Origin of the sequence: Buttiauxella sp. A111 (assembly GCF_014189855.1) — a bacterium.
GTDB classification, from domain to species: domain Bacteria; phylum Pseudomonadota; class Gammaproteobacteria; order Enterobacterales; family Enterobacteriaceae; genus Buttiauxella; species Buttiauxella selenatireducens.
Genome location: NZ_BJFN01000006.1, coordinates 201,859 through 221,797, shown reverse-complemented (window position 1 = coordinate 221,797; position 19,939 = coordinate 201,859). Strand labels below are relative to the sequence as shown.

Below are 19,939 nucleotides of genomic sequence, written 5' to 3'. Positions count from 1 at the left end.
CCGGTTCCCCATCCCTCAGCAGAGGGAGAAAACAGATCCGGTTCCCTCTCCCTCAGGGAGAGGGCCAGGGTGAGGGTGGTGTTAGCTTGGTTGCTTTTTCGCTGCACGCTTAGCTTTAGTCGCTGCGGCTATTTTACGGGTTTTATCAGACGGAGTTTTTGCTTTCTTCTCCTTCTTCTCGTTCTTGTCAGCTTTCGCTTTCTTCGGTTTGGCAGGTCCTTTCTCTTTACGGAAAGCACTGTCTGGCTCGAAGTTTACGCGTTTACCACCTTGACGACGTTTTGGCCCGTTGCCGTTAGCACCTTTTTTAGCTTTGTCTTTTTCCGTTTTACCAGCACCACGTGGTGCACGAGTACTGGAGATCAAAGCAAAATCAATCTTGCGTTCATCCATGTGGACGGCTTCAACACGCACTTCTACGCGATCACCCAGACGATATGTCTGACCACCAGATTCGCCAATCAGGCGTTGCCCAATTTGGTCGAAACGGTAGTAATCGTTATCCAGAGACGAAACATGTACCAGACCATCGATGAACAGGTCCGTCAGACGTACAAAGAAGCCGAAACCGGTAACGCTTGCGATGATCCCGGTAAAGGTCTGGCCGACTTGATCCTGCATAAAGTCACACTTCAGCCAGTCAGAAACATCACGAGTGGCTTCATCGGCACGACGTTCCGCCATAGAACAGTGCTGGCCAAGTTGCAGCATCTCTTCCATGTCATAGTGCCAGCCACCAGACTCGGTGCTATTGCCTTTGTGCCCCTGCTCTTTTGCCAGCAGATATTTAATCGCACGGTGCAGCAGCAAGTCCGGATAACGGCGAATCGGCGAGGTAAAGTGCGCATAAGATTGCAGCGCAAGACCAAAGTGACCGCGGTTTTCTGGGTCATAAACCGCCTGTTTCATGGAACGCAGCAACATCGTTTGCAGCATTTCATGATCCGGACGATCGGCAATCGAATTCAGCAATTCGGCGTAATCACGTGGTTCAGGCTTCTGCCCGCCAGGCAGTTCCAGGCCCAGCTCTGCCAACACAGTACGGAACGAGGTGATCGCATCAGTACTTGGGCGATCGTGATCGCGGAACAGTGACGGTTCGTTATGTTTTTCAACAAAACGCGCCGCCGCAATGTTCGCAAGGATCATGCACTCTTCGATAAGCTTGTGCGCATCGTTACGAACGGTTTGTTCGACGCGCTCAATACGGCGCTCGGCGTTGAAGATAAACTTCGCTTCTTCGCTTTCAAACGAGATGCCACCGCGCTCGGCACGGGAAACATCCAGCACTTTATACAGGTTATGCAGCTCTTCGATGTGTTTGACCAGCGGCGCATACTGCTCACGCAGTTCCTGGTCGCCCTGCAACATATGCCACACTTTGGTGTAGGTCAGACGTGCATGGGAGCTCATTACCGCTTCGTAGAATTTCGAACCCGTCAGGCGCCCCGTCGAAGAGATGGTCATTTCGCAAACCATGCACAGACGATCAACCTGTGGATTCAACGAGCACAAACCGTTGGACAGCACTTCCGGCAGCATCGGGATAACCTGCGACGGGAAGTAGACTGACGTACCACGGTTGCGCGCTTCGTTGTCCAGCGGAGTTGGTGGACGAACGTAGTAACTTACGTCGGCAATGGCCACCCACAAACGCCAGCCACCGCCACGTTTTTTCTCACAGAACACGGCGTCATCGAAGTCACGCGCATCTTCACCATCAATGGTGACGAGCGGCAGGTCACGCAAATCGACGCGGCCCACTTTGGCTTCTTCCGGCACTTGTTCTTTCAACGACGCAACTTGCGCTTCAACTTCTGGCGGCCAGACATAAGGGATTTCATGGGTGCGCAGCGCCATATCAACGGCCATGCCAGTGCCCATGTTATCGCCCAACACTTCGACAATTTTACCGATCGCTTTAGTGCGGCGAGTTGGGCGTTGGGTGAGTTCAACCACCACTACAAAGCCCATTCGTGCGCCCATCAGTTCTTCTGGTGGGATCAGAATGTCGAAGCTCAAACGGCTGTCGTCTGGCACCACAAAACCAATGCCTGCATCGGTAAAGTAGCGGCCAACGATTTGCCCTGTTCTTGGCTCCAGCACACGTACAATACGCGCTTCGCGGCGACCTTTACGATCGGCCCCCAGTGGTTGCGCCAGTACGATGTCGCCATGCATACACATTTTCATTTGTTCAGATGAAAGGTAGAGATCGTCTTTACGGCCTTCTACACGCAGGAAGCCGAAACCATCGCGATGGCCAATAACTTTGCCTTTTAGCAAATCAAGACGTTCTGGCAGGGCGTAACACTGGCGACGGGTAAAGACCAACTGACCATCGCGTTCCATGGCCCGCAGACGGCGGCGCAACGCTTCTAGTTGCTCTTCACCGGTAATATTGAGTTCTTCAGCCAGTTCGTCACGATTGGCTGGTTTTTCACGTTTGGAGAGATGGGCGAGAATAAACTCCCGGCTTGGGATCGGGTTTTCGTATTTTTCGGCTTCTCGTTCCTGAAAAGGATCTTTTGACATTGCGGTTCCTCCGTTGTCATCTGCTGAGGAAATCGTAATTTATTCCACCAGCAATAATTTGTAGAGCGGTTGGTTTTGGTCCACCAAATCGGCCAGCGTGTGCTTATCTAGCTCTGTTAGAAAGCTTTGCACCGCCTGGGCCAGTGCCTGTTTCAGGCGACATGCGGGTGTAATATGACAAAACTCACTACTACAGTTCACCAAAGAAAGCGGTTCCAGCTCGCGCACCACATCACCAACGCGGATAGATTCCGCCGGTTTGCCGAGGCGAATGCCACCGTTTTTGCCGCGCACTGCCGTCACGTAGCCTGCACGGCTGAGTTGATTGATGATTTTCACCATATGATTACGTGACACGCCGTACACCTCTGTCACCTCAGAAATGCTAGTCATCTTGCCTTCTGGCAAAGACGCCATATAAATCAAAGCACGTAAACCGTAATCAGTAAAACTCGTTAACTGCACATCAACCTCTTGGGTGGGAGGGGAAACACTTGTCGCCATTGTGGCGATATATTGATGATAAACCAGCCGTATGTTTGGCGGCTAATTTATTTAACGGGGAAGGTGGATAAAACGACAGGGGGAAAACAATATGGGGCGTGCCAGGCACACCCCATCACACAATTATGCGTCGAACGGATCGCGCAGAATCATGGTTTCAGAACGGTCTGGACCAGTAGAAATAATATCTACAGGAACTTCAGTCAGTTCTTCAATACGTTTGATGTAGTCCAGCGCTGCCTGAGGCAAACCACTACGCTCTTTCACACCAAAGGTGGTTTCGGACCAACCAGGCATCGTTTCGTAGATTGGCTCGATGCCTTCCCAGTCGTCCGCAGCCATTGGGGTGGTGGTCACTTCGCGACCATCTGGCAGGCGGTAACCGATGCAGAGTTTAACTTCTTTCAAGCCGTCCAGTACGTCCAGCTTGGTCAGGCAGAAACCTGACAGGGAGTTAATCTGCACTGCGCGACGCACAGCAACGATGTCCAGCCAGCCTGTACGACGGCGACGACCCGTTGTTGCACCGTACTCGTTACCTTGTTTGCACAAGAACTCGCCGATGTCATCAAACAGTTCAGTTGGGAATGGACCTGCGCCAACGCGAGTCGAGTACGCCTTAATAATACCCAGAACGTAATCAACATAACGTGGACCGATGCCGGAACCTGTTGCCACGCCACCCGCGGTGGTGTTGGAAGAGGTTACGTACGGATAGGTACCGTGATCGATGTCCAGCAGCGTGCCTTGAGCACCTTCGAACATGATGAAGTCGCCGCGCTTACGTGCCTGATCCAGCAGATCGGACACATCAACTACCATGCTGGTCAGAATGTCAGCCACTGCCATGACATCGTCCAGGACTTTCTGGTAATCAACCGCTTCAACTTTATAGAAGTTAACCAGTTGGAAGTTATGGTATTCCAGAACTTCTTTCAGTTTGTCTGCAAAGGTGGCTTTGTCGAACAAGTCGCCAACGCGCAGGCCACGACGGGCCACTTTGTCTTCGTATGCAGGACCGATACCACGACCGGTAGTCCCGATTGCTTTAGCACCACGAGCTTTTTCACGAGCCACATCCAGCGCTACGTGATAATCAAGGATAAGTGGGCATGCTTCAGATAACAGCAGGCGCTCACGTACCGGAATCCCACGGTCTTCCAGCTCTTTCATCTCTTTCATCAGTGCAGCAGGAGACAGCACAACGCCATTACCGATGATGCTGGTAACGTTATCACGCAGAATACCTGATGGAATAAGATGAAGAACGGTTTTTTCACCGTTGATTACGAGAGTATGGCCTGCGTTGTGACCGCCCTGGTAGCGCACAACATATTTAGCCCGTTCAGTCAGAAGATCTACGATCTTTCCTTTACCTTCGTCACCCCATTGGGTGCCCAGTACGACGACGTTGTTACCCATTTTTCAAAATCACCGTTTGCTTAAAAAAGGATTCTACCATCGGTTTCCCTGATGATCAGCCCTTTTAGTCCACAAAATGACAATCAGTATCCTGAATGATATTCAGCCACTCATACGACTCAACATATAGTAGATAACGACTCCCGCAACCACTAGTCCGCCACCAAAACGGCGCAACGTGTTGTCGGGAAGCTGAGTTAAAGCGGCAATCATTCGGCGCCACATACGCGGATAAAGCACTGGCCCGAGTCCTTCGAGCACTAAAACTAACGCTAATGCCATCCAGATAGTCGAATTCATATTTCCCTCAAACACCAATAAAAAAAGAGCCGGTTAGACCGGCTCTTGTATCACTCGCGAAGATTAACGTGAGCTGTTCGCTGGTGTTTTCATGTAGCGGAAGAAATCGCTATCCGGGCTTAACACCATCACGTCCTGGCCAGACTGGAAGCTTGATTCATAAGCACGCAGGCTACGAATAAAGGCATAGAAGTCTGGATCCTGGCTGAATGCGTCAGCAAACAGTTTGGCAGCTTCAGCATCACCTTCACCACGGCTAATACGGCCCTGACGCTCAGCTTCTGCCAAAGTACGAGTGACCTCGTAGTCGGCGGTAGCACGCAGCTTCTCAGCTTCTTCCTGACCTTGTGAACGGTGACGACGAGCAACAGCTTCACGCTCTGCACGCATACGGTTGTAGATGGCTTCAGAAACTTCTGCTGGCAGGTTGATCTGCTTGATACGCACATCGACCACTTCGATACCCAGCGCCGCCATACTGTTCGGGTTCACCACTGGCACTTTGCCTTTGGTTTCCGCCGTTACACGTGCAGCCGCCGAGGCAATGGCATCGTCCGCAGCAGGTGTTGACACTTCATCATCAGCGCCCGCGGTACCAGAGTTCAGCGCATCACGTACATCCAGAGTCAGACGGCCACGAGAATCAGTCACGATGTCTTTTACATCAAGACGACCAATTTCAGAACGCAGACGGTCACTGAATTTACGTTTTAACAGCACTTCTGCCTGAGAAACATCACCACCACCGGTTGCCAGGTAGTAACGACTGAAATCGCTGATACGCCATTTGATATAAGAATCAACGATCAGGTCTTTTTTCTCTTTGGTAACAAAGCGATCGGCCTGGTTGTCCATGGTCTGAATACGCGCATCAAGCGTTTTTACCGACTCGATAAACGGTACTTTGAAATGCAGACCTGGCTCATAGACCACGGGTTTGTTTTCATCGTCACGCAACACTTTACCGAAGCGTAACGTAATCCCGCGCTCGCCTTCCTGTACCACGAAGACCGAGGTAAACAGCACTACCAGCACGATGATAATTAAAGCAATGACTGACTTACGCATCGTTATTCACTCCCTACGCGCTGGTTATCAGTGCGCTGTGCATCGGCACGGCGCTGATCCATGATATCGCCCCGACTTGATGAGGACTGTGTGCTGGCGCTACCGCTGCTAGAGCTGGATGCCGGCGGCAGACGTAACAAGTTGTTTGCCGCACTGGTGTCACTCTTTGCTGCTGGTTGTGAGCCACCTTTCAGCATCTGATCCAGAGGCAGAACCATCAGGTTGCCACCTTTGTCGTTAACCAGAACTTTACGGGTATGGCTAAGCACTTTTTCCATGGTTTCGATATACAGACGCTCACGGGTAATTTCCGGTGCGGCTTTATATTCCGGCAACATCTTGGCAAAGCGAGCAACTTCACCCTGCGCTTCTAACACGGTCTGTGTTTTATAAGCACGAGCTTCTTCAAGAATACGTTGCGCCTGACCATTAGCACGTGGCTGAACTTCGTTGGTATAGGCTTCTGCTTCACGGATATATTGCTGTTCGTTTTCACGTGCGGAAATCGCATCATCAAACGCAGCTTTCACCTCTTCCGGCGGACGAGCAGCCTGGAAGTTAACGTCCAGCAAGGTGATACCCATGTTGTACGGGCGAATGGTTTCTTCCAGCTCGCGCTGAGTATCATTACGAATGATGGTACGACCCTCTGTGAGGATCTTATCCATGGTGTATTTACCAATTACACCACGCAGTGCGCTGTCGGTAGCCTGTCGCAGGCTGTCGTCTGCGCTGGTTACGCTGTACAGATAGTTGCGTGGATCGGTCACACGATACTGGACGTTCATTTCGACACGAACCACGTTCTCATCGGACGTCAGCATCACACCAGAAGCCGCCAATTCGCGGACTGCTTCAACGTTGACTGCTGTGACTTTGTCAATAAAGGTCGGTTTCCAGTTCAGGCCCGGCTCAACCAAATGGCTGAATTGACCAAAACGCGTCACAACACCACGTTCAGCTTCTTTAATGGTATAGAACCCAGTTGCAGCCCAAATAACCACGGCTACAGCAGCAACGATGCCGACCATACGGCCACCGACGTGAGGACGCGGAAGTTGTGAAGAACCACCACCGGTACCACCACCACCGCTTTTACCGCCACCGAGGCCGCCGAGTTTTTTGCTTAATTTCCGGAAGATATCATCCAGATCAGGAGGCCCCTGATCCCGCCCTCCTTTCTTCTCCCCAGAGTCGCCGCCAGGTTTGCTGCTTCCCCACGGGTCGCGGTCCTGTCCGTTATTACCGGGCTGATTCCACGCCATGTTTATGCTCCATATTTGTTGTGCGGTGATATCCCCCGAAGGGGAAAAAGTCTTCAGGACATTCCCTTGACTTGCTAGACAATATAGTCAGCGAGTGCCGGTTCTTGTTTACAGAGGCGGCGCCAGTCAACAATAGGCATACGAATTTGTAAGCCAACACTGCCGTCCTCCTCCATCCACTCTTTTTCTATTGCCTGAAGCTGATAAAAACGGCTTCGCAGTCGCCCAGCCTGGGGGGGCAAGCACAATGTATGTTGTGCAATTTCACCAGATAAACGCTCAGTCAAAGCCTGGAAAAGCAGTGGAACGCCGTCACCGGTCTGGGCAGAAAGCCAGACCCGTATCGGCATATTTTCATCATCTCTGTCGATACGCGGAACAAAGTCATCCAACATATCTATTTTATTCATCACTAGCAGCGTAGGAATTTCATTGGCCTCAATCTCTTCGAGAACGGTATCAACCGCGGCAATGTTTTCCTGGATCCTGAGGTCGCTTGCATCAATGACATGTAATAACAATGTCGCCTGACGCGTTTCCTGCAAGGTCGCTTTAAAGGCAGCCACTAAGTCATGTGGCAGATGACGAATAAAACCTACTGTATCTGCCAGAATGGTTTCGCCAACATCCACCACGTCAATACGACGCAATGTTGGATCCAGTGTGGCAAATAACTGATCTGCGGCATACACGTCAGCCGCTGTTATTTGGTTAAACAGAGTGGATTTACCGGCGTTGGTGTAGCCCACAAGAGAAACGGTTGGAACGTCAGCCTTGGCACGCGATCTTCGCCCTTGTTCACGCTGTTTTTCGACTCGTTCTAAGCGACCAAGGATCTGCATTATCCGATTGCGCAGCAAGCGGCGGTCGGTTTCGAGCTGAGTTTCCCCAGGGCCTCGTGAACCTATCCCCCCTCCCTGACGCTCAAGGTGGGTCCAGCCGCGCACAAGGCGAGTTGCCATGTGACGTAACTGAGCCAGTTCAACCTGCAACTTACCTTCATGGGTACGTGCACGTTGAGCAAAAATATCTAATATCAGGCCGGTTCTGTCGACGACACGACATTCACACAGCGCTTCGAGGTTACGCTCCTGAGCTGGAGACAACGCATGATCAAACAAAATGACCGATGCCCCAGTGGCTTTCACTGCATCGGCAATTTCACTTGCCTTACCTTCACCAACAAAATACTTCGGGTGAGGAGCTTTACGGCTACCAGTAACGACCTCTAACGCTTCGACGCCAGCTGAAGAGACCAGGGATTCAAACTCATCCAGATCTTCTTTATTTTTGTCTTGCGTAAAATAGATGTGTACCAGCACCGCCTGCTCACCGGCATCATAACGGTCAAACAAGCGTATAACCTCTTAAAAAAGACCAGCGGGGAACCCAGCATCCCTGGTTCCCCGGCTTGGAAAAACAACGTTAGCCTTATTCGGCGTCTTCGTTGTCTTGTTGTGGCGCAGAACCTTGCGCACTTCCACCATGGTGGTAGCTGCCAGAACCGCTAGTACCGGTGTTATTGCTGTGATGAGATACCGGACGAGACGGAACAACAGTTGAAATCGCGTGCTTATAGACCATCTGGCTAACCGTGTTTTTCAACAGGATCACAAACTGATCAAAAGACTCAATCTGACCTTGCAGCTTAATACCATTCACCAAATAAATAGAAACTGGAACACGTTCGCGACGCAGTGCGTTCAAGAACGGATCTTGTAATGATTGCCCCTTAGCCATTCTATCTTTTCCTTATATGCTTGTTGTTTGTAACTCAAGAACCCTGAGGCTCTGAAAAACTGCGTAAGATACTGCGCACCATAACGATTCAATTGTACACATTCATTGATGCTTCGCACTAACTACCTGTACTACTTCGTTGTAAGACTGAGACGGATTATCACTGTCTAACCAGTGAACCCCTTCCCAACCTCGCAACCAGGTCATCTGTCGCTTAGCCAATTGTCTCGTCGCGCAAATACCACGATAAACCATTTCATCATGTGAAATTTCACCCGCCAGATAAGACCACATCTGTCGGTAACCCACACAACGAATGGAAGGCATGTCCGTATGCAAATCACCACGGGCAAAAAGAGCCCGTACTTCAGCTTCAAATCCGGAAGCTAACATCTGATGAAAACGCTGCTCAATTCTTTGATGGAGCAGTTCACGGCTCGCCGGGGCGATGGCGAACTGATGCACCTGGTAAGGCAGAGCTTCTCCTGACGTTTGTGTCAGTTCCGTTAAAGTTTTACCCGAAATGAAAAAAACTTCCAGTGCTCGGGAAAGCCTTTGTGGATCATTTGGATGAATACGAGCAGCGGCTACCGGATCAACCTGTGCCAGCTCACGATGCAACGCATCCCATCCTTGCTCTGCCGCCTGTTTTTCTATCCGCTCCCTAACGTGTGGATCGGCGGATGGCAACGGCGATAAACCTTCTAACAATGCCTTGAAGTAGAGCATCGTTCCCCCTACTAACAAGGGGATACGTCCGCTCGCGGTAATTTCCGCCATTTCAGCCAGCGCATCACGCCGGAAATCTGCGGCGGAATAAGACAGTGCCGGATCGAGAATATCAAGTAACCGATGCGGAGCCTGGGCTTGTTCTTGTGCCGTTGGCTTCGCTGTACCGATGTCCATCCCTTGATAGATAAGGGCCGAATCGACGCTTATCAACTCTACCGGCAACGTTTTACGCAAATTAATGGCTAACGCTGTCTTACCTGAGGCCGTCGGCCCCATCAGAAAAATTGCCTGTGGCAGGTTTTGCTTAACTTCAGTCATGTTTCAGGGCGTTCATCGCCAATTGTAAATCAACAGGTTGTAACAAACCGCCAGGTGGTGATTTCACCAGCTGCGGACAAAGGCGCTCCACATCAGCGAGCAGGGCAATAGCCTGCGCCTGGTTCCATTGCTCATGAGAGCCGTCCATTTGACGAGCAAACCATTGAGCAATCTGTGTTGCGTTAACCTCTGTCTGTTGCGCCAGGTATCCTGGCAGTTCGTGAATCAAGATTTGTAAATTTTGTTTACGCAAAGGTAAAGGTACCGTGCGAATTGTTATTTGACGCGACTCCACAACAAATTCGATGCCCATTTCCAGCAAAAGCGGCTGATTTTTCACCAAAACGTCCTGCTCTTCTTTGGTGACTTTTAAACGAACAGGGATCAGTAATGGTTGAGCTCGCGCACCTTCACTACCAGGTACGAGCTGCGCCATTCTCAACCAGCGCGCAGCGACGCTCAGTGAGAGCAGCATCAATTTGCCATCGCGTTCCAATAGGGCGACATCCGGCGCAAGAACCATCAGCACGCGGCCAAAACTCTGCGCATGTGCATCTAACACGTCGAATACTTCAGGCTCAGCAACACGATTTTCCACCGCAGGTGCAGGCGTATTCAGTAATTCGCGGTACAACGCGCCTTCTTTCTTTTGAAAACCCGGTGCCGCGTGGGGCCACAACGGTGCACTTTTATTCGTGCTACCGCCACTATCCCCAGTGAAATTTTGCCCAGAACTGCGAGGTGCAGTTTCACGATATGGCGCTTCGCGATGTGCCGTCGCAGGAGTCGGCGTCGTAAATTGATTACGCCCCGACGCCACGCGGTTTTCGGGTTCCCAGCGCGGCTGCGGAACTTCGGCTGATTCCTCCAGCGGCAGACGATTTTCGCTCTGCTGCTGTAAGACGCTCAGCACCCCCTGGTAGATAAAATCATGCACCAGGCGCGACTGATGAAAACGAACTTCATGCTTAGCCGGATGTACATTCACATCCACTTGATGGGGGTCAATTTCAAGATATAGCACAAACGCAGGTTGCTGAAGGGCCCCAAGTTTATCTTCACAGGCCTGGCGAATCGCATGGTTGATCAGGCGATCGCGCATCATACGTCCGTTCACATAGCAGTATTGGATTTCAGCTAATGCAGGCGTCGTCGCTGACGGTTCAGCCACCCAGCCTCGCAGCGCCAAATCACCATGCTGCCATTCGATGGCCAACGCGTGTTCGAGAAACGCGGTACCACAAATCGCCCCAAGGCGTCGCTCACGTGGTGCGCCTTCCGCGACTGCACGATATTGGCGTATCACTTTGCCGTTATGCGTGAGATTAATCGACACATCAAACCGCGCCAGCGCAATACGTCTGACGATCTCATCAATGTGGTTAAATTCGGTTTTCTCGGTGCGCATAAATTTGCGACGTGCTGGCGTGTTGTAGAACAGGTCCAGCACTTCGAGCGTAGTTCCAACCGGATGCGCGGCGGGTTTCACCGTCACAGCTTGCTCGCGTCCTTCGGCATAGGCCTGCCACGCCTCGCTTTGTTCAGCGGTTCGAGACGTTAGCGTCAGCCGTGCAACCGAGCTAATACTCGCTAGCGCTTCGCCGCGAAAACCGAGGCTAATAATGGCCTCCAGGTCATCAAGTGTGGCGATTTTACTGGTGGCATGACGAGCCAGCGCCAATGCCAGCTCGTCTTTTTTAATACCGCAGCCATTGTCACGGATGCGAATAAGCTTGGCGCCACCGCGTTCGATATCAATATCAATCCGCGTCGCGCCTGCATCAAGGCTGTTCTCAACCAACTCTTTCACCACCGACGCGGGGCGCTCTACCACTTCGCCAGCAGCAATCTGGTTGGCAAGTTGCGGCGGCAAAACCTGAATCGGCATGAAATATCCTTATTGAGTAATCGCGACCTGATCAATACCCACGCCAGAGCGTGCGGTCTGAGAAGATTCAGGGGCAGATTGTAACGGATGCGTCTGGAAATAATCCCTTAACCCTTGATAAATAGCCTGGGCAATTTTTTGCTGATAGTCATCGCTATCCAGCAGACGCTCTTCCGAGTTATTACTGATAAACCCGGTTTCCACCAGCACAGAAGGAATATCAGGGGAACGCAATACCCCGAGGCTCGCATGTTCAGGACGACGTTTATGTAACGATCCTACTCGCTGCATCTGCGACAGCACTTTGGTTGCCACATCATACCCGACACGCTGCGAATGGCCGAATTGCAAATCCAGTACCGCCTGGCTGAGATAAGGGTCAGCCTGGCTGTTGGCCAGTACGTCACCCGCACCGCCGAGTAGCTCAGATTGTTTTTCGTGTTGCTCGAGCCAACCCGCCATTTCGCTATTCGCACGCCGATTTGATAGCACCCAGACTGAAGCCCCGGTTGCATCACGATTAGGTGCGGCATCAGCATGAATCGAAACCAGAATATTGGCGTTCTGCTTACGAGCAACATCCGAGCGCCCCATTACCGAAATGAAATAGTCTCCATCGCGGGTCAGCACGCCTTTAAACATAGGGTCGTCATTAAGCAGTGAGCGAAGTTTACGCGCAATCGAGATGGTGACATTTTTCTCTTTGGTGCCACCAGGCCCAATTGCGCCAGGATCTTGACCACCATGCCCGGCATCAATAGCGACTACGACAGCATCAGATTGGGTGCTGACACGCTTAGGGTGTTCTGTACGTGCGGGGTGCATCGCAGTATTCGAACTTATTGCGCCAGTAACGGTTTGTGAATTAAAGGGATTTTTTGCTGGTTCCGTTGAGCGGGTAACCGCTGGCACTTCAACGCGTTTGGCCACGACTGGCGGCGGAGGTGGCGGTGGAGGAACATCAGCATTGATGGTGAACACCACTGTGTAATTAGCACCATTTTGCTGTTTCACGGCGCGCGTTTTACCCGCCTCGGTGAGATCAACAACAAGACGCAGGGAATCGCTATCTTTCGGTTGCCCCGAACGGATGCTTTTCACCAGGTTATTACCACTGAATAGCAATGGCAGACCTTTGATCACACCGGTTTGTTTGATGTCCAGAGCAACGCTTTTCTTATCATCCTGAGAAAATGCATATTCAGGATCGCCAATAAAACTGAACGTGATTCTGGCCTGAGAATCACCGTTTGATACCTGAATATCTGCCAAATTTGCGGCGCTGACCTGTGACGTCAACACCAGTATACACACAGCCATCAACCAACTTTTTACGCGATAGATCATCCCGTCATCCTTGTTATTTGGCTAACCGCGCCAGTAACGACTCACCAGATGAGGAAACTGCTTTCAGACACGCTTCGCGCCCGTCAGCCTGGTAACTTAGGTGGATTTCGACATCCGGTTCTGGAAGCACACCCTGACCTTTTTGCGGCCACTCCACCAGACTGATAGCGTCATTAGTGAAATAGTCACGAATTCCCATAAACTCGAGTTCTTCTGGATCGGCAAGTCGGTACAGATCAAAGTGATACACCATTAATTCGCCGAGCGTGTAAGGCTCCACCAATGTATATGTTGGGCTTTTAACGTTCCCTTTATGGCCTAGCGCTTGCACAAAACCGCGGCTGAATGTGGTTTTCCCCGCGCCCAGGTCACCATACAAATGAATGACGGTAGCACCGACACAGGCTTTAGCCAGACAGGCGCCTAACGCTAATGTCGCGTCTTCATCAGGTAATGCGATAACTCGATTAATCATTTTCTTTGCTATTCAAATCCGGGTTAACAAAAGGGTAAAGCATCGTTAATAAGTCGCTTGCTAACATGCCACGTGTACCGTAGCGATGGGCCAACATGTCAGCAGCGGCTCCATGAGCAACGCATCCAGCGCAAGCTGCATCATACGGGGTTAGCTTCTGTGCCAGCAATGCTCCGATAATTCCGGATAGCACATCCCCCATTCCACCACTGCCCATTCCAGCATTGCCCACATCAATGATTGCGCATTCACCGTGTTGGCTGGCAACAACCGTACCGGCACCTTTTAAGACCACAATTCCGCCATAACGTTTTACCAGGCGGTCAGCTGAAAGTAAGCGGTCACTCTCAATTTGAGATATTGAGCAATTTAATAACCGGGCAGCTTCGCCAGGATGCGGCGTAATCACGCGATTCTGACGTTTATCGGGATTGATTGCCAGAAGGTTCAACGCATCGGCATCCCAGAGCATCGGTTTGCGGCTGTTCTCTACTTTTTGCAGGGCTTTTTTTCCCCATTCTTGTAATCCTAAACCTGGCCCAATGACCACGACATCTGCCCATTCAAGGCATTCATCCAGTGAATGTGGTGTCAGTTCCTGGACCATTAATTCAGGACGTGCCGTCAGCAATGGAGCGACGTTCTCAAGGCGAGTCAACACCTTGACCAGGCCAGCTCCTGCACGTAATGCGGCCTCACCCGTCATGCGAATCGCGCCCGCCGTTCCGTGGTCGCCACCAATAATCACCAGACGCCCGTTACTACCTTTGTGCGATGTCGGTTTTCTTGGGTGCAGCCAGCCGGATAATTGCGCGCTATCCACGCGAGAAATTGGCGCGGTCTGTCCGCTCAACCACTCTTCAAGTCCGAGTGCATTGAAATGCAGCGTTCCCACGACATCACGCGCTTTTCCAGTCAGTAAACCAGGTTTGAGGGTAATAAACGTAAGGGTATGTGACGCGTGTATCACCGCACCGGGTGTTTCGCCTGTTTCTGCAAGCAAACCGGAAGGAATATCAAGCGCTATGACGGGCGCTGAACACTGATTACACTTTTCGATAAGCTGTGCGGCAGCTTCGCGCGGGGCACTATTCAGACCGATTCCCATCACGCCATCAATGACAAGGTCGATATCATCAGCCCAGAGATGTTCAGCTGCATGTATGACGCCCGCAGCATTCAGCCAGGCTTCCCGCGCAGTGGCGGCTTCTTCTGGCAATGCTTTATCACTTTCTAGCGCCAACAATGTCACACGGATCCCGGCAGCCTGAGCGAGGCGAGCCACCACGTATCCATCACCGCCGTTATTCCCATGCCCGCATACCACGAGCCAATGCTGACTCTGTGGATAGAGTTCGCGAGCCAGATTAAACGCCGCCGCTCCCGCTCGCTGCATCAATTCATACAGCGTTAATCCTAAGTCATCTGCTGCCTGCTTTTCCGCTGTACGTAGCCAGTCTGCTGACCAGACTGAGTGTGGTATACTTTTAGCGGTTATTTTTAGGCTCAGGTCCGTCATGTCACAGCCCCTCGATCTCAATCAATTAGCGCAAAATATTAAACAGTGGGGAATCGAACTCGGCTTCCAGCAAGTGGGGATAACCGATACCGATCTCACCGCCAGTGAGCCCGCGCTTCAGTTGTGGCTGGATAAACAATACCACGGCGAGATGGACTGGATGGCTCGTCACGGCATGATGCGTGCCCGACCTCACGAATTGCTCCCCGGTACATTACGTGTGATTAGCGTGAGGATGAACTATCTTCCAGCTAATGCCGCGTTTGCATCAACGCTCAAAAACCCCAAAATTGGCTATATCAGCCGTTATGCCCTGGGACGCGATTACCACAAACTGCTGCGTAATCGGCTCAAAAAACTGGGTGAAATGATCCAGTCACACTGTTCCACGCTGAATTTTAGACCTTTTGTGGATTCAGCGCCGCTTCTTGAGCGCCCTCTGGCTGAAAAGGCCGGTTTGGGTTGGACAGGTAAGCACTCACTTATCCTAAATCAAGAAGCAGGCTCGTTCTTTTTCCTGGGGGAATTGTTGGTCGACATTCCTCTTCCTGTTGATGAAGCAATCGAGGAAAAGTGCGGGCGCTGCGTGGCCTGCATGACAATTTGCCCTACCGGCGCAATTGTTGAGCCTTACACCGTGGACGCCAGGCGTTGTATCTCTTACCTGACCATTGAACTGGAAGGGGCAATTCCAGAAGAGTTCAGACCGTTAATAGGTAACCGCATCTATGGTTGTGACGATTGCCAGCTGATTTGCCCGTGGAACCGTTTTTCGCAATTAACCGTAGAAGACGATTTTAGCCCGCGCCGCGCGTTGCATGCACCGCCACTCGTTGAGCTATTTGGCTGGAGTGAAGATTACTTCCTCCGCGTGACGGAAGGTTCAGCGATTCGACGGATTGGACATTTGCGCTGGCTGCGAAATATTGCTGTGGCGATGGGCAATGCACCCTGGGACGAAACAATGTTGGAAGCGTTACAACAGCGAAAAGGTGAGCACCCACTTCTTGATGAACACATTGACTGGGCGATTGCGCAACAATTAACCAAGCGAAGCGCGGATGCTACGGAAGTCCAGCTACCGCAAAAACAGCGTCTGGTCCGCGTCATTGAAAAGGGGTTAAAACGTGATGCGTGACATGTCCACAGGATGTGAATAAAAATTAGAACACCTTATGGCGTAAAAAGAAAAAAAACGTCAAGCGATAGAGTTAACATTTCTAATTATTTAAAACATGATAAAAATCAATAGTTTAAAATATTCATGTAAAAGTTAAGAAATAATTAGCAATCTAAGAGAAAGGAAGCGAGCTGTGGATAACTCTGTTTACAACAATTTATCAGGAACGTAAAAACCACCACCGACGCTGCTTAGCGTTGTGGATAATTTGTACTGGAGATAAGAATTTGGAGCGGGAAACGAGACTCGAACTCGCGACCCCGACCTTGGCAAGGTCGTGCTCTACCAACTGAGCTATTCCCGCTTGGGTGGTGCTGGCTTTTAAAAGCCAAATCAAATTTTGGAGCGGGAAACGAGACTCGAACTCGCGACCCCGACCTTGGCAAGGTCGTGCTCTACCAACTGAGCTATTCCCGCATATTCTTCGTCTTTTAAGCTGATGCTTAAAAGCCATCGAATTTGGTGGTACTGCTGTAATCAAATTTGGAGCGGGAAACGAGACTCGAACTCGCGACCCCGACCTTGGCAAGGTCGTGCTCTACCAACTGAGCTATTCCCGCTCTGTGTAACGCTGCAAATTCTGCATCGGTACGGGAGGCGCATTATACGAGAAATCGTTTTAGTCGCAAGCCCCTCAAACCACTTTTTTCAAAAATTATGTTCAAGTGGTTACTTAACCAACAAGATGATTACTTTATCAACGAAGGAGGCGAAATGCCTCCTTCCGTAAGCTTTAAAGCTTAATAAAATTCTCACGGTAGAATGCTAACTCTGCCACCGACTCGCGAATATCGTCCATTGCCTGATGAGTGCCCTGCTTTTTGAAATCAGCCAAAATTTCAGGTTTCCAACGACGAGCCAGCTCTTTTAGCGTGCTGACATCCAGATAACGGTAGTGGAAGTACTCTTCCAGCTCAGGCATGTACTTAAACAGGAAACGGCGATCCTGGCCTATGCTATTACCACAAATTGGTGAGCTATTTGCCGGAACCCACTGTTTCAGGAACTCAAGCGTTGCCAGTTCCGCCGCACGGTCATCCATTGTACTGGCTTTAACACGCTCAACCAGGCCGCTGCCGGTATGGGTACGCACATTCCAGTCATCCATCAGTGCCAACTGCTCATCAGACTGATGAACAGCGATAGTTGGCCCTTCGGCGAGGATATTCAAATTGGCATCAGTAACCAGAGTGGCAATTTCAATTATGCGATCCCGCTCGGGGTCCAGGCCGGTCATTTCTAAATCAATCCAAATGAGATTGTTTTCATTTCCACTCATGCTATTTTCCACCCTTCTTGTGCGTAGCCCACCTTTGTCGATGGGTTAATTCGTATAAAATAGTGTGTATCATAGAGGTTTTGCCCATCACGGGCGACCAGGAGCCAGTAAGATTGAGCAAAAATAAACTCTCCAAAGGACAGCAGCGCCGGGTTAGTGCAAACCACCAGCGTCGGCTTAAACAGACTGTGGAGAAAGCCGATCCTGACGACTCTCAGTTTGGCGAGCCGCGCGATGGTCGCGTAATCAGCCGCTTCGGCCAACATGCCGATGTTGAATCTCCCGGTGGTGACATTCACCGCTGCAATATTCGTCGCACCATCCGTTCGCTGGTAACCGGCGATAACGTGGTCTGGCGTCCAGCGAAAGAAGCTGCGACAGGTGTCACAATCAAAGGCATCGTTGATGCAGTACACGAACGCAAAACCGTTCTGACACGCCCTGATTTCTATGATGGCGTAAAACCGATTGCCGCCAACATCGACCAAATCATCGTTGTTTCCGCAATCTTGCCTGAGCTGTCACTGAATATTATTGACCGTTATCTGGTCGCGTGCGAAACCCTCGACGTTGAACCGCTGCTGGTGCTGAACAAAACCGATCTGCTCGACGAAGAAGGCCTGAAGTTCGTCAACGAACAAATGGATATCTACCGCCGCATTGGTTATCGCGTGCTGTTGGTTTCCAGCCACAAAGTAGAAGGCCTGAAAGAGCTGGAAGAAGCGCTGATTGGGCGCGTCAGTATTTTTGCCGGGCAATCGGGCGTGGGTAAATCCAGCCTGCTGAATAACCTGCTTGGTTTTAAAGAAGTCCAGATTCTGGTCAATGACGTTTCTGACAACTCCGGTTTGGGTCAGCACACAACCACAGCTTCGCGTCTGTATCATTTCCCAGGCGGCGGCGATGTTATCGACTCCCCAGGCGTGCGTGAATTTGGCTTGTGGCACTTAGAGCCGGACCAGGTGACCCATGGATTCACTGAATTCCATGACTATTTAGGCCATTGCAAATACCGTGACTGCAGCCACACCAACGACCCAGGCTGCGCACTGCGCGAGGCCGTGGAACGTGGGGAAATAGCCGAAACGCGTTTCGAAAACTACCATCGCATACTGGAAAGCATGTCCGAGGTAAAATCGCGTAAAACCTTTTCCGATACTGACCGCTGACAATTAAGCTGGGCATCGCTAGAATCGCGCTCCATTTTTCTTTTTGTGTACGCATATATCTCTATGCCCAATGTATTTTGAGTTGCAGGAAGGCGGCAAGAGAACGAGGCCCGATGAGCTTACATAAGTAAGTGATTCGGGCGAGCGAACGTAGCCAACACGCCTGCGGCTTGAAAGACGACGGGCATTAGCCAGGAGGCTATCTTGTTAGATAAATTTAAACTTTCACTCCAATACATTCTGCCTAAACTTTGGCTAACTCGCCTGGCAGGCTGGGGTGCAAGCAAACGAGCTGGCTGGTTGACCAAACTGGTTATCGACCTGTTCGTCAAATACTACAAAGTCGACATGAAGGAAGCACAGAAGCCGGACACCGCCAGCTATCGCACCTTCAATGAATTCTTCGTACGCCCGCTGCGTGACGATGTTCGTCCTGTGAATACCGATCCGAATGTACTGGTGATGCCAGCAGACGGCGTTATCAGCCAGTTAGGCCCAATCGAAGAAGACAAAATCTTGCAGGCAAAAGGCCACAACTACAGCCTTGAAGCCCTGCTTGCGGGTAATTACTTAATGGCAGATTTGTTCCGTAACGGCAGCTTCGTTACGACGTATCTGTCACCGCGCGACTACCACCGCGTTCACATGCCGTGTAACGGTATTTTGCGCGAAATGATTTACGTGCCGGGCGACCTGTTCTCCGTAAACCATTTAACGGCGCAAAACGTACCGAATCTGTTTGCTCGTAACGAGCGCGTTATCTGCCTGTTCGACACAGAGTTTGGCCCGATGGCGCAGATTCTGGTGGGTGCCACCATTGTTGGCAGCATCGAAACCGTTTGGGCTGGGACGATCACTCCACCGCGTGAAGGCGTTATTAAACGTTGGACATGGCCTGCGGGTGAAAGCGAAGGTTCTGTGGCCCTGTTAAAAGGCCAGGAAATGGGTCGCTTTAAACTGGGTTCGACGGTCATTAACTTGTTCGCCCCAGGTAAAGTGAATCTGGTCGAGCAGTTACAAAACCTGTCAGCCACGAAGATTGGTGAGCCGCTGGCTATTTCCACCGAATTCAGAAACGAACCAGAAGTGCCAGTGAGCGAAATCCCTGAAGCAGAAATTGCAGCGGAAACGGAAACCAGCCCACCGCCAGAAAACAAGCCAGACGTTTAACTCGTTATCCTCAGCCCTCATAACGAGG

Annotated in this window: 17 protein-coding genes and 3 tRNA genes; 3 read left to right on the top strand and 17 right to left on the bottom strand. The window is 51.0% G+C overall.

Annotated elements, in window-relative coordinates; all coding sequences use genetic code 11:
* Positions 1 to 81: 81 nt before the first annotated feature.
* The 13 genes from rnr to nnr form a co-directional block, all read right to left on the bottom strand.
* Positions 82 to 2,535, bottom strand: coding sequence for a ribonuclease R (rnr, locus tag BSPA111_RS18155; RefSeq protein ID WP_183272545.1), 2,454 nt, complete (start codon positions 2,533 to 2,535; stop codon positions 82 to 84).
* Positions 2,536 to 2,574: 39 nt separating this feature from the next.
* On the bottom strand, positions 2,575 to 3,000 hold the full coding sequence (gene nsrR / locus BSPA111_RS18150; protein ID WP_183272544.1) for a nitric oxide-sensing transcriptional repressor NsrR: 426 nt from the start codon (positions 2,998 to 3,000) through the stop codon (positions 2,575 to 2,577).
* A gap of 162 nt (positions 3,001 to 3,162) precedes the next feature.
* The gene (locus tag BSPA111_RS18145; RefSeq protein ID WP_183272543.1) at positions 3,163 to 4,461 is read right to left on the bottom strand and encodes an adenylosuccinate synthase; all 1,299 of its coding nucleotides are present in this window, start codon (positions 4,459 to 4,461) and stop codon (positions 3,163 to 3,165) included.
* Positions 4,462 to 4,563: 102 nt separating this feature from the next.
* Positions 4,564 to 4,761: a DUF2065 domain-containing protein gene (locus tag BSPA111_RS18140; RefSeq protein ID WP_183272542.1), complete on the bottom strand. Its 198-nt coding sequence runs from the start codon at positions 4,759 to 4,761 to the stop codon at positions 4,564 to 4,566.
* A 63-nt stretch (positions 4,762 to 4,824) separates the two neighbouring features.
* Positions 4,825 to 5,829 carry a protease modulator HflC gene (hflC, locus tag BSPA111_RS18135; protein WP_183272541.1) on the bottom strand — a complete coding sequence of 335 codons (1,005 nt, stop codon included), beginning with the start codon at positions 5,827 to 5,829 and terminating at the stop codon, positions 4,825 to 4,827.
* Positions 5,830 to 5,831: 2 nt separating this feature from the next.
* Positions 5,832 to 7,094, bottom strand: a complete 1,263-nt coding sequence (gene hflK / locus BSPA111_RS18130; RefSeq protein WP_183272540.1) for an FtsH protease activity modulator HflK — start codon at positions 7,092 to 7,094, stop codon at positions 5,832 to 5,834.
* A 74-nt stretch (positions 7,095 to 7,168) separates the two neighbouring features.
* Positions 7,169 to 8,449, bottom strand: a complete 1,281-nt coding sequence (gene hflX / locus BSPA111_RS18125) for a ribosome rescue GTPase HflX (protein ID WP_183272539.1) — start codon at positions 8,447 to 8,449, stop codon at positions 7,169 to 7,171.
* Positions 8,450 to 8,525: 76 nt separating this feature from the next.
* Positions 8,526 to 8,834, bottom strand: a complete 309-nt coding sequence (gene hfq, locus BSPA111_RS18120; RefSeq protein WP_034461169.1) for an RNA chaperone Hfq — start codon at positions 8,832 to 8,834, stop codon at positions 8,526 to 8,528.
* A 102-nt stretch (positions 8,835 to 8,936) separates the two neighbouring features.
* Positions 8,937 to 9,884, bottom strand: coding sequence for a tRNA (adenosine(37)-N6)-dimethylallyltransferase MiaA (gene miaA / locus BSPA111_RS18115; protein WP_183272538.1), 948 nt, complete (start codon positions 9,882 to 9,884; stop codon positions 8,937 to 8,939).
* Entirely contained in the window at positions 9,877 to 11,772 is a 1,896-nt protein-coding gene (mutL, locus tag BSPA111_RS18110) for a DNA mismatch repair endonuclease MutL (protein ID WP_183272537.1), read from the bottom strand. The genes miaA and mutL overlap by 8 nt, the downstream gene beginning before the upstream one ends.
* Before the next feature lie 9 nt (positions 11,773 to 11,781).
* Positions 11,782 to 13,119, bottom strand: a complete 1,338-nt coding sequence (gene amiB, locus BSPA111_RS18105) for an N-acetylmuramoyl-L-alanine amidase AmiB (protein ID WP_183272536.1) — start codon at positions 13,117 to 13,119, stop codon at positions 11,782 to 11,784.
* Between the two features lie 13 nt (positions 13,120 to 13,132).
* The gene (gene tsaE / locus BSPA111_RS18100) at positions 13,133 to 13,594 is read right to left on the bottom strand and encodes a tRNA (adenosine(37)-N6)-threonylcarbamoyltransferase complex ATPase subunit type 1 TsaE (RefSeq protein ID WP_183272535.1); all 462 of its coding nucleotides are present in this window, start codon (positions 13,592 to 13,594) and stop codon (positions 13,133 to 13,135) included.
* The gene (gene nnr, locus BSPA111_RS18095; RefSeq protein ID WP_183272534.1) at positions 13,587 to 15,113 is read right to left on the bottom strand and encodes a bifunctional ADP-dependent NAD(P)H-hydrate dehydratase/NAD(P)H-hydrate epimerase; all 1,527 of its coding nucleotides are present in this window, start codon (positions 15,111 to 15,113) and stop codon (positions 13,587 to 13,589) included. The genes tsaE and nnr overlap by 8 nt, the downstream gene beginning before the upstream one ends.
* Here nnr and queG point away from each other — a divergent pair.
* Positions 15,112 to 16,251 carry a tRNA epoxyqueuosine(34) reductase QueG gene (queG, locus tag BSPA111_RS18090; RefSeq protein ID WP_183272533.1) on the top strand — a complete coding sequence of 380 codons (1,140 nt, stop codon included), beginning with the start codon at positions 15,112 to 15,114 and terminating at the stop codon, positions 16,249 to 16,251. The genes nnr and queG overlap by 2 nt on opposite strands.
* A 270-nt stretch (positions 16,252 to 16,521) precedes the next feature.
* Here the strand turns inward: queG and BSPA111_RS18085 are convergent.
* The 4 genes from BSPA111_RS18085 to orn all read right to left on the bottom strand — a co-directional run bounded on the left by BSPA111_RS18085 (position 16,522) and on the right by orn (position 17,572).
* Positions 16,522 to 16,597: transfer RNA gene (locus BSPA111_RS18085), tRNA-Gly, on the bottom strand.
* A 37-nt stretch (positions 16,598 to 16,634) separates the two neighbouring features.
* Positions 16,635 to 16,710: transfer RNA gene (locus BSPA111_RS18080), tRNA-Gly, on the bottom strand.
* Positions 16,711 to 16,777: 67 nt separating this feature from the next.
* Positions 16,778 to 16,853, bottom strand: a tRNA-Gly gene (locus BSPA111_RS18075).
* Positions 16,854 to 17,026: 173 nt separating this feature from the next.
* Positions 17,027 to 17,572: an oligoribonuclease gene (orn, locus tag BSPA111_RS18070; protein WP_183272532.1), complete on the bottom strand. Its 546-nt coding sequence runs from the start codon at positions 17,570 to 17,572 to the stop codon at positions 17,027 to 17,029.
* Positions 17,573 to 17,685: 113 nt separating this feature from the next.
* Between orn and rsgA the strand changes: the two genes are divergently transcribed.
* Together rsgA and asd are read left to right on the top strand one after the other, a co-directional pair.
* A complete protein-coding gene (gene rsgA, locus BSPA111_RS18065) occupies positions 17,686 to 18,741 on the top strand; it encodes a small ribosomal subunit biogenesis GTPase RsgA (protein WP_183272531.1) in 1,056 nt (351 codons plus the stop codon).
* A gap of 204 nt (positions 18,742 to 18,945) precedes the next feature.
* The gene (asd, locus tag BSPA111_RS18060; RefSeq protein ID WP_183272530.1) at positions 18,946 to 19,911 is read left to right on the top strand and encodes an archaetidylserine decarboxylase; all 966 of its coding nucleotides are present in this window, start codon (positions 18,946 to 18,948) and stop codon (positions 19,909 to 19,911) included.
* Positions 19,912 to 19,939 lie beyond the last annotated feature (28 nt).

What these genes read in the sequence shown, in the direction of transcription:
- rnr (WP_183272545.1), bottom strand. Translation starts at nt 2,535, where the DNA reads ATGTCAAAAGATCCTTTTCAGGAACGAGAAGCCGAAAAATACGAAAAC.
- BSPA111_RS18145 (WP_183272543.1), bottom strand. Translation starts at nt 4,461, where the DNA reads ATGGGTAACAACGTCGTCGTACTGGGCACCCAATGGGGTGACGAAGGT.
- BSPA111_RS18140 (WP_183272542.1), bottom strand. Translation starts at nt 4,761, where the DNA reads ATGAATTCGACTATCTGGATGGCATTAGCGTTAGTTTTAGTGCTCGAA.
- hflC (WP_183272541.1), bottom strand. Translation starts at nt 5,829, where the DNA reads ATGCGTAAGTCAGTCATTGCTTTAATTATCATCGTGCTGGTAGTGCTG.
- hflK (WP_183272540.1), bottom strand. Translation starts at nt 7,094, where the DNA reads ATGGCGTGGAATCAGCCCGGTAATAACGGACAGGACCGCGACCCGTGG.
- hfq (WP_034461169.1), bottom strand. Translation starts at nt 8,834, where the DNA reads ATGGCTAAGGGGCAATCATTACAAGATCCGTTCTTGAACGCACTGCGT.
- miaA (WP_183272538.1), bottom strand. Translation starts at nt 9,884, where the DNA reads ATGACTGAAGTTAAGCAAAACCTGCCACAGGCAATTTTTCTGATGGGG.
- mutL (WP_183272537.1), bottom strand. Translation starts at nt 11,772, where the DNA reads ATGCCGATTCAGGTTTTGCCGCCGCAACTTGCCAACCAGATTGCTGCT.
- amiB (WP_183272536.1), bottom strand. Translation starts at nt 13,119, where the DNA reads ATGATCTATCGCGTAAAAAGTTGGTTGATGGCTGTGTGTATACTGGTG.
- tsaE (WP_183272535.1), bottom strand. Translation starts at nt 13,594, where the DNA reads ATGATTAATCGAGTTATCGCATTACCTGATGAAGACGCGACATTAGCG.
- queG (WP_183272533.1), top strand. Translation starts at nt 15,112, where the DNA reads ATGTCACAGCCCCTCGATCTCAATCAATTAGCGCAAAATATTAAACAG.
- nnr (WP_183272534.1), bottom strand. Translation starts at nt 15,113, where the DNA reads ATGACGGACCTGAGCCTAAAAATAACCGCTAAAAGTATACCACACTCA.
- orn (WP_183272532.1), bottom strand. Translation starts at nt 17,572, where the DNA reads ATGAGTGGAAATGAAAACAATCTCATTTGGATTGATTTAGAAATGACC.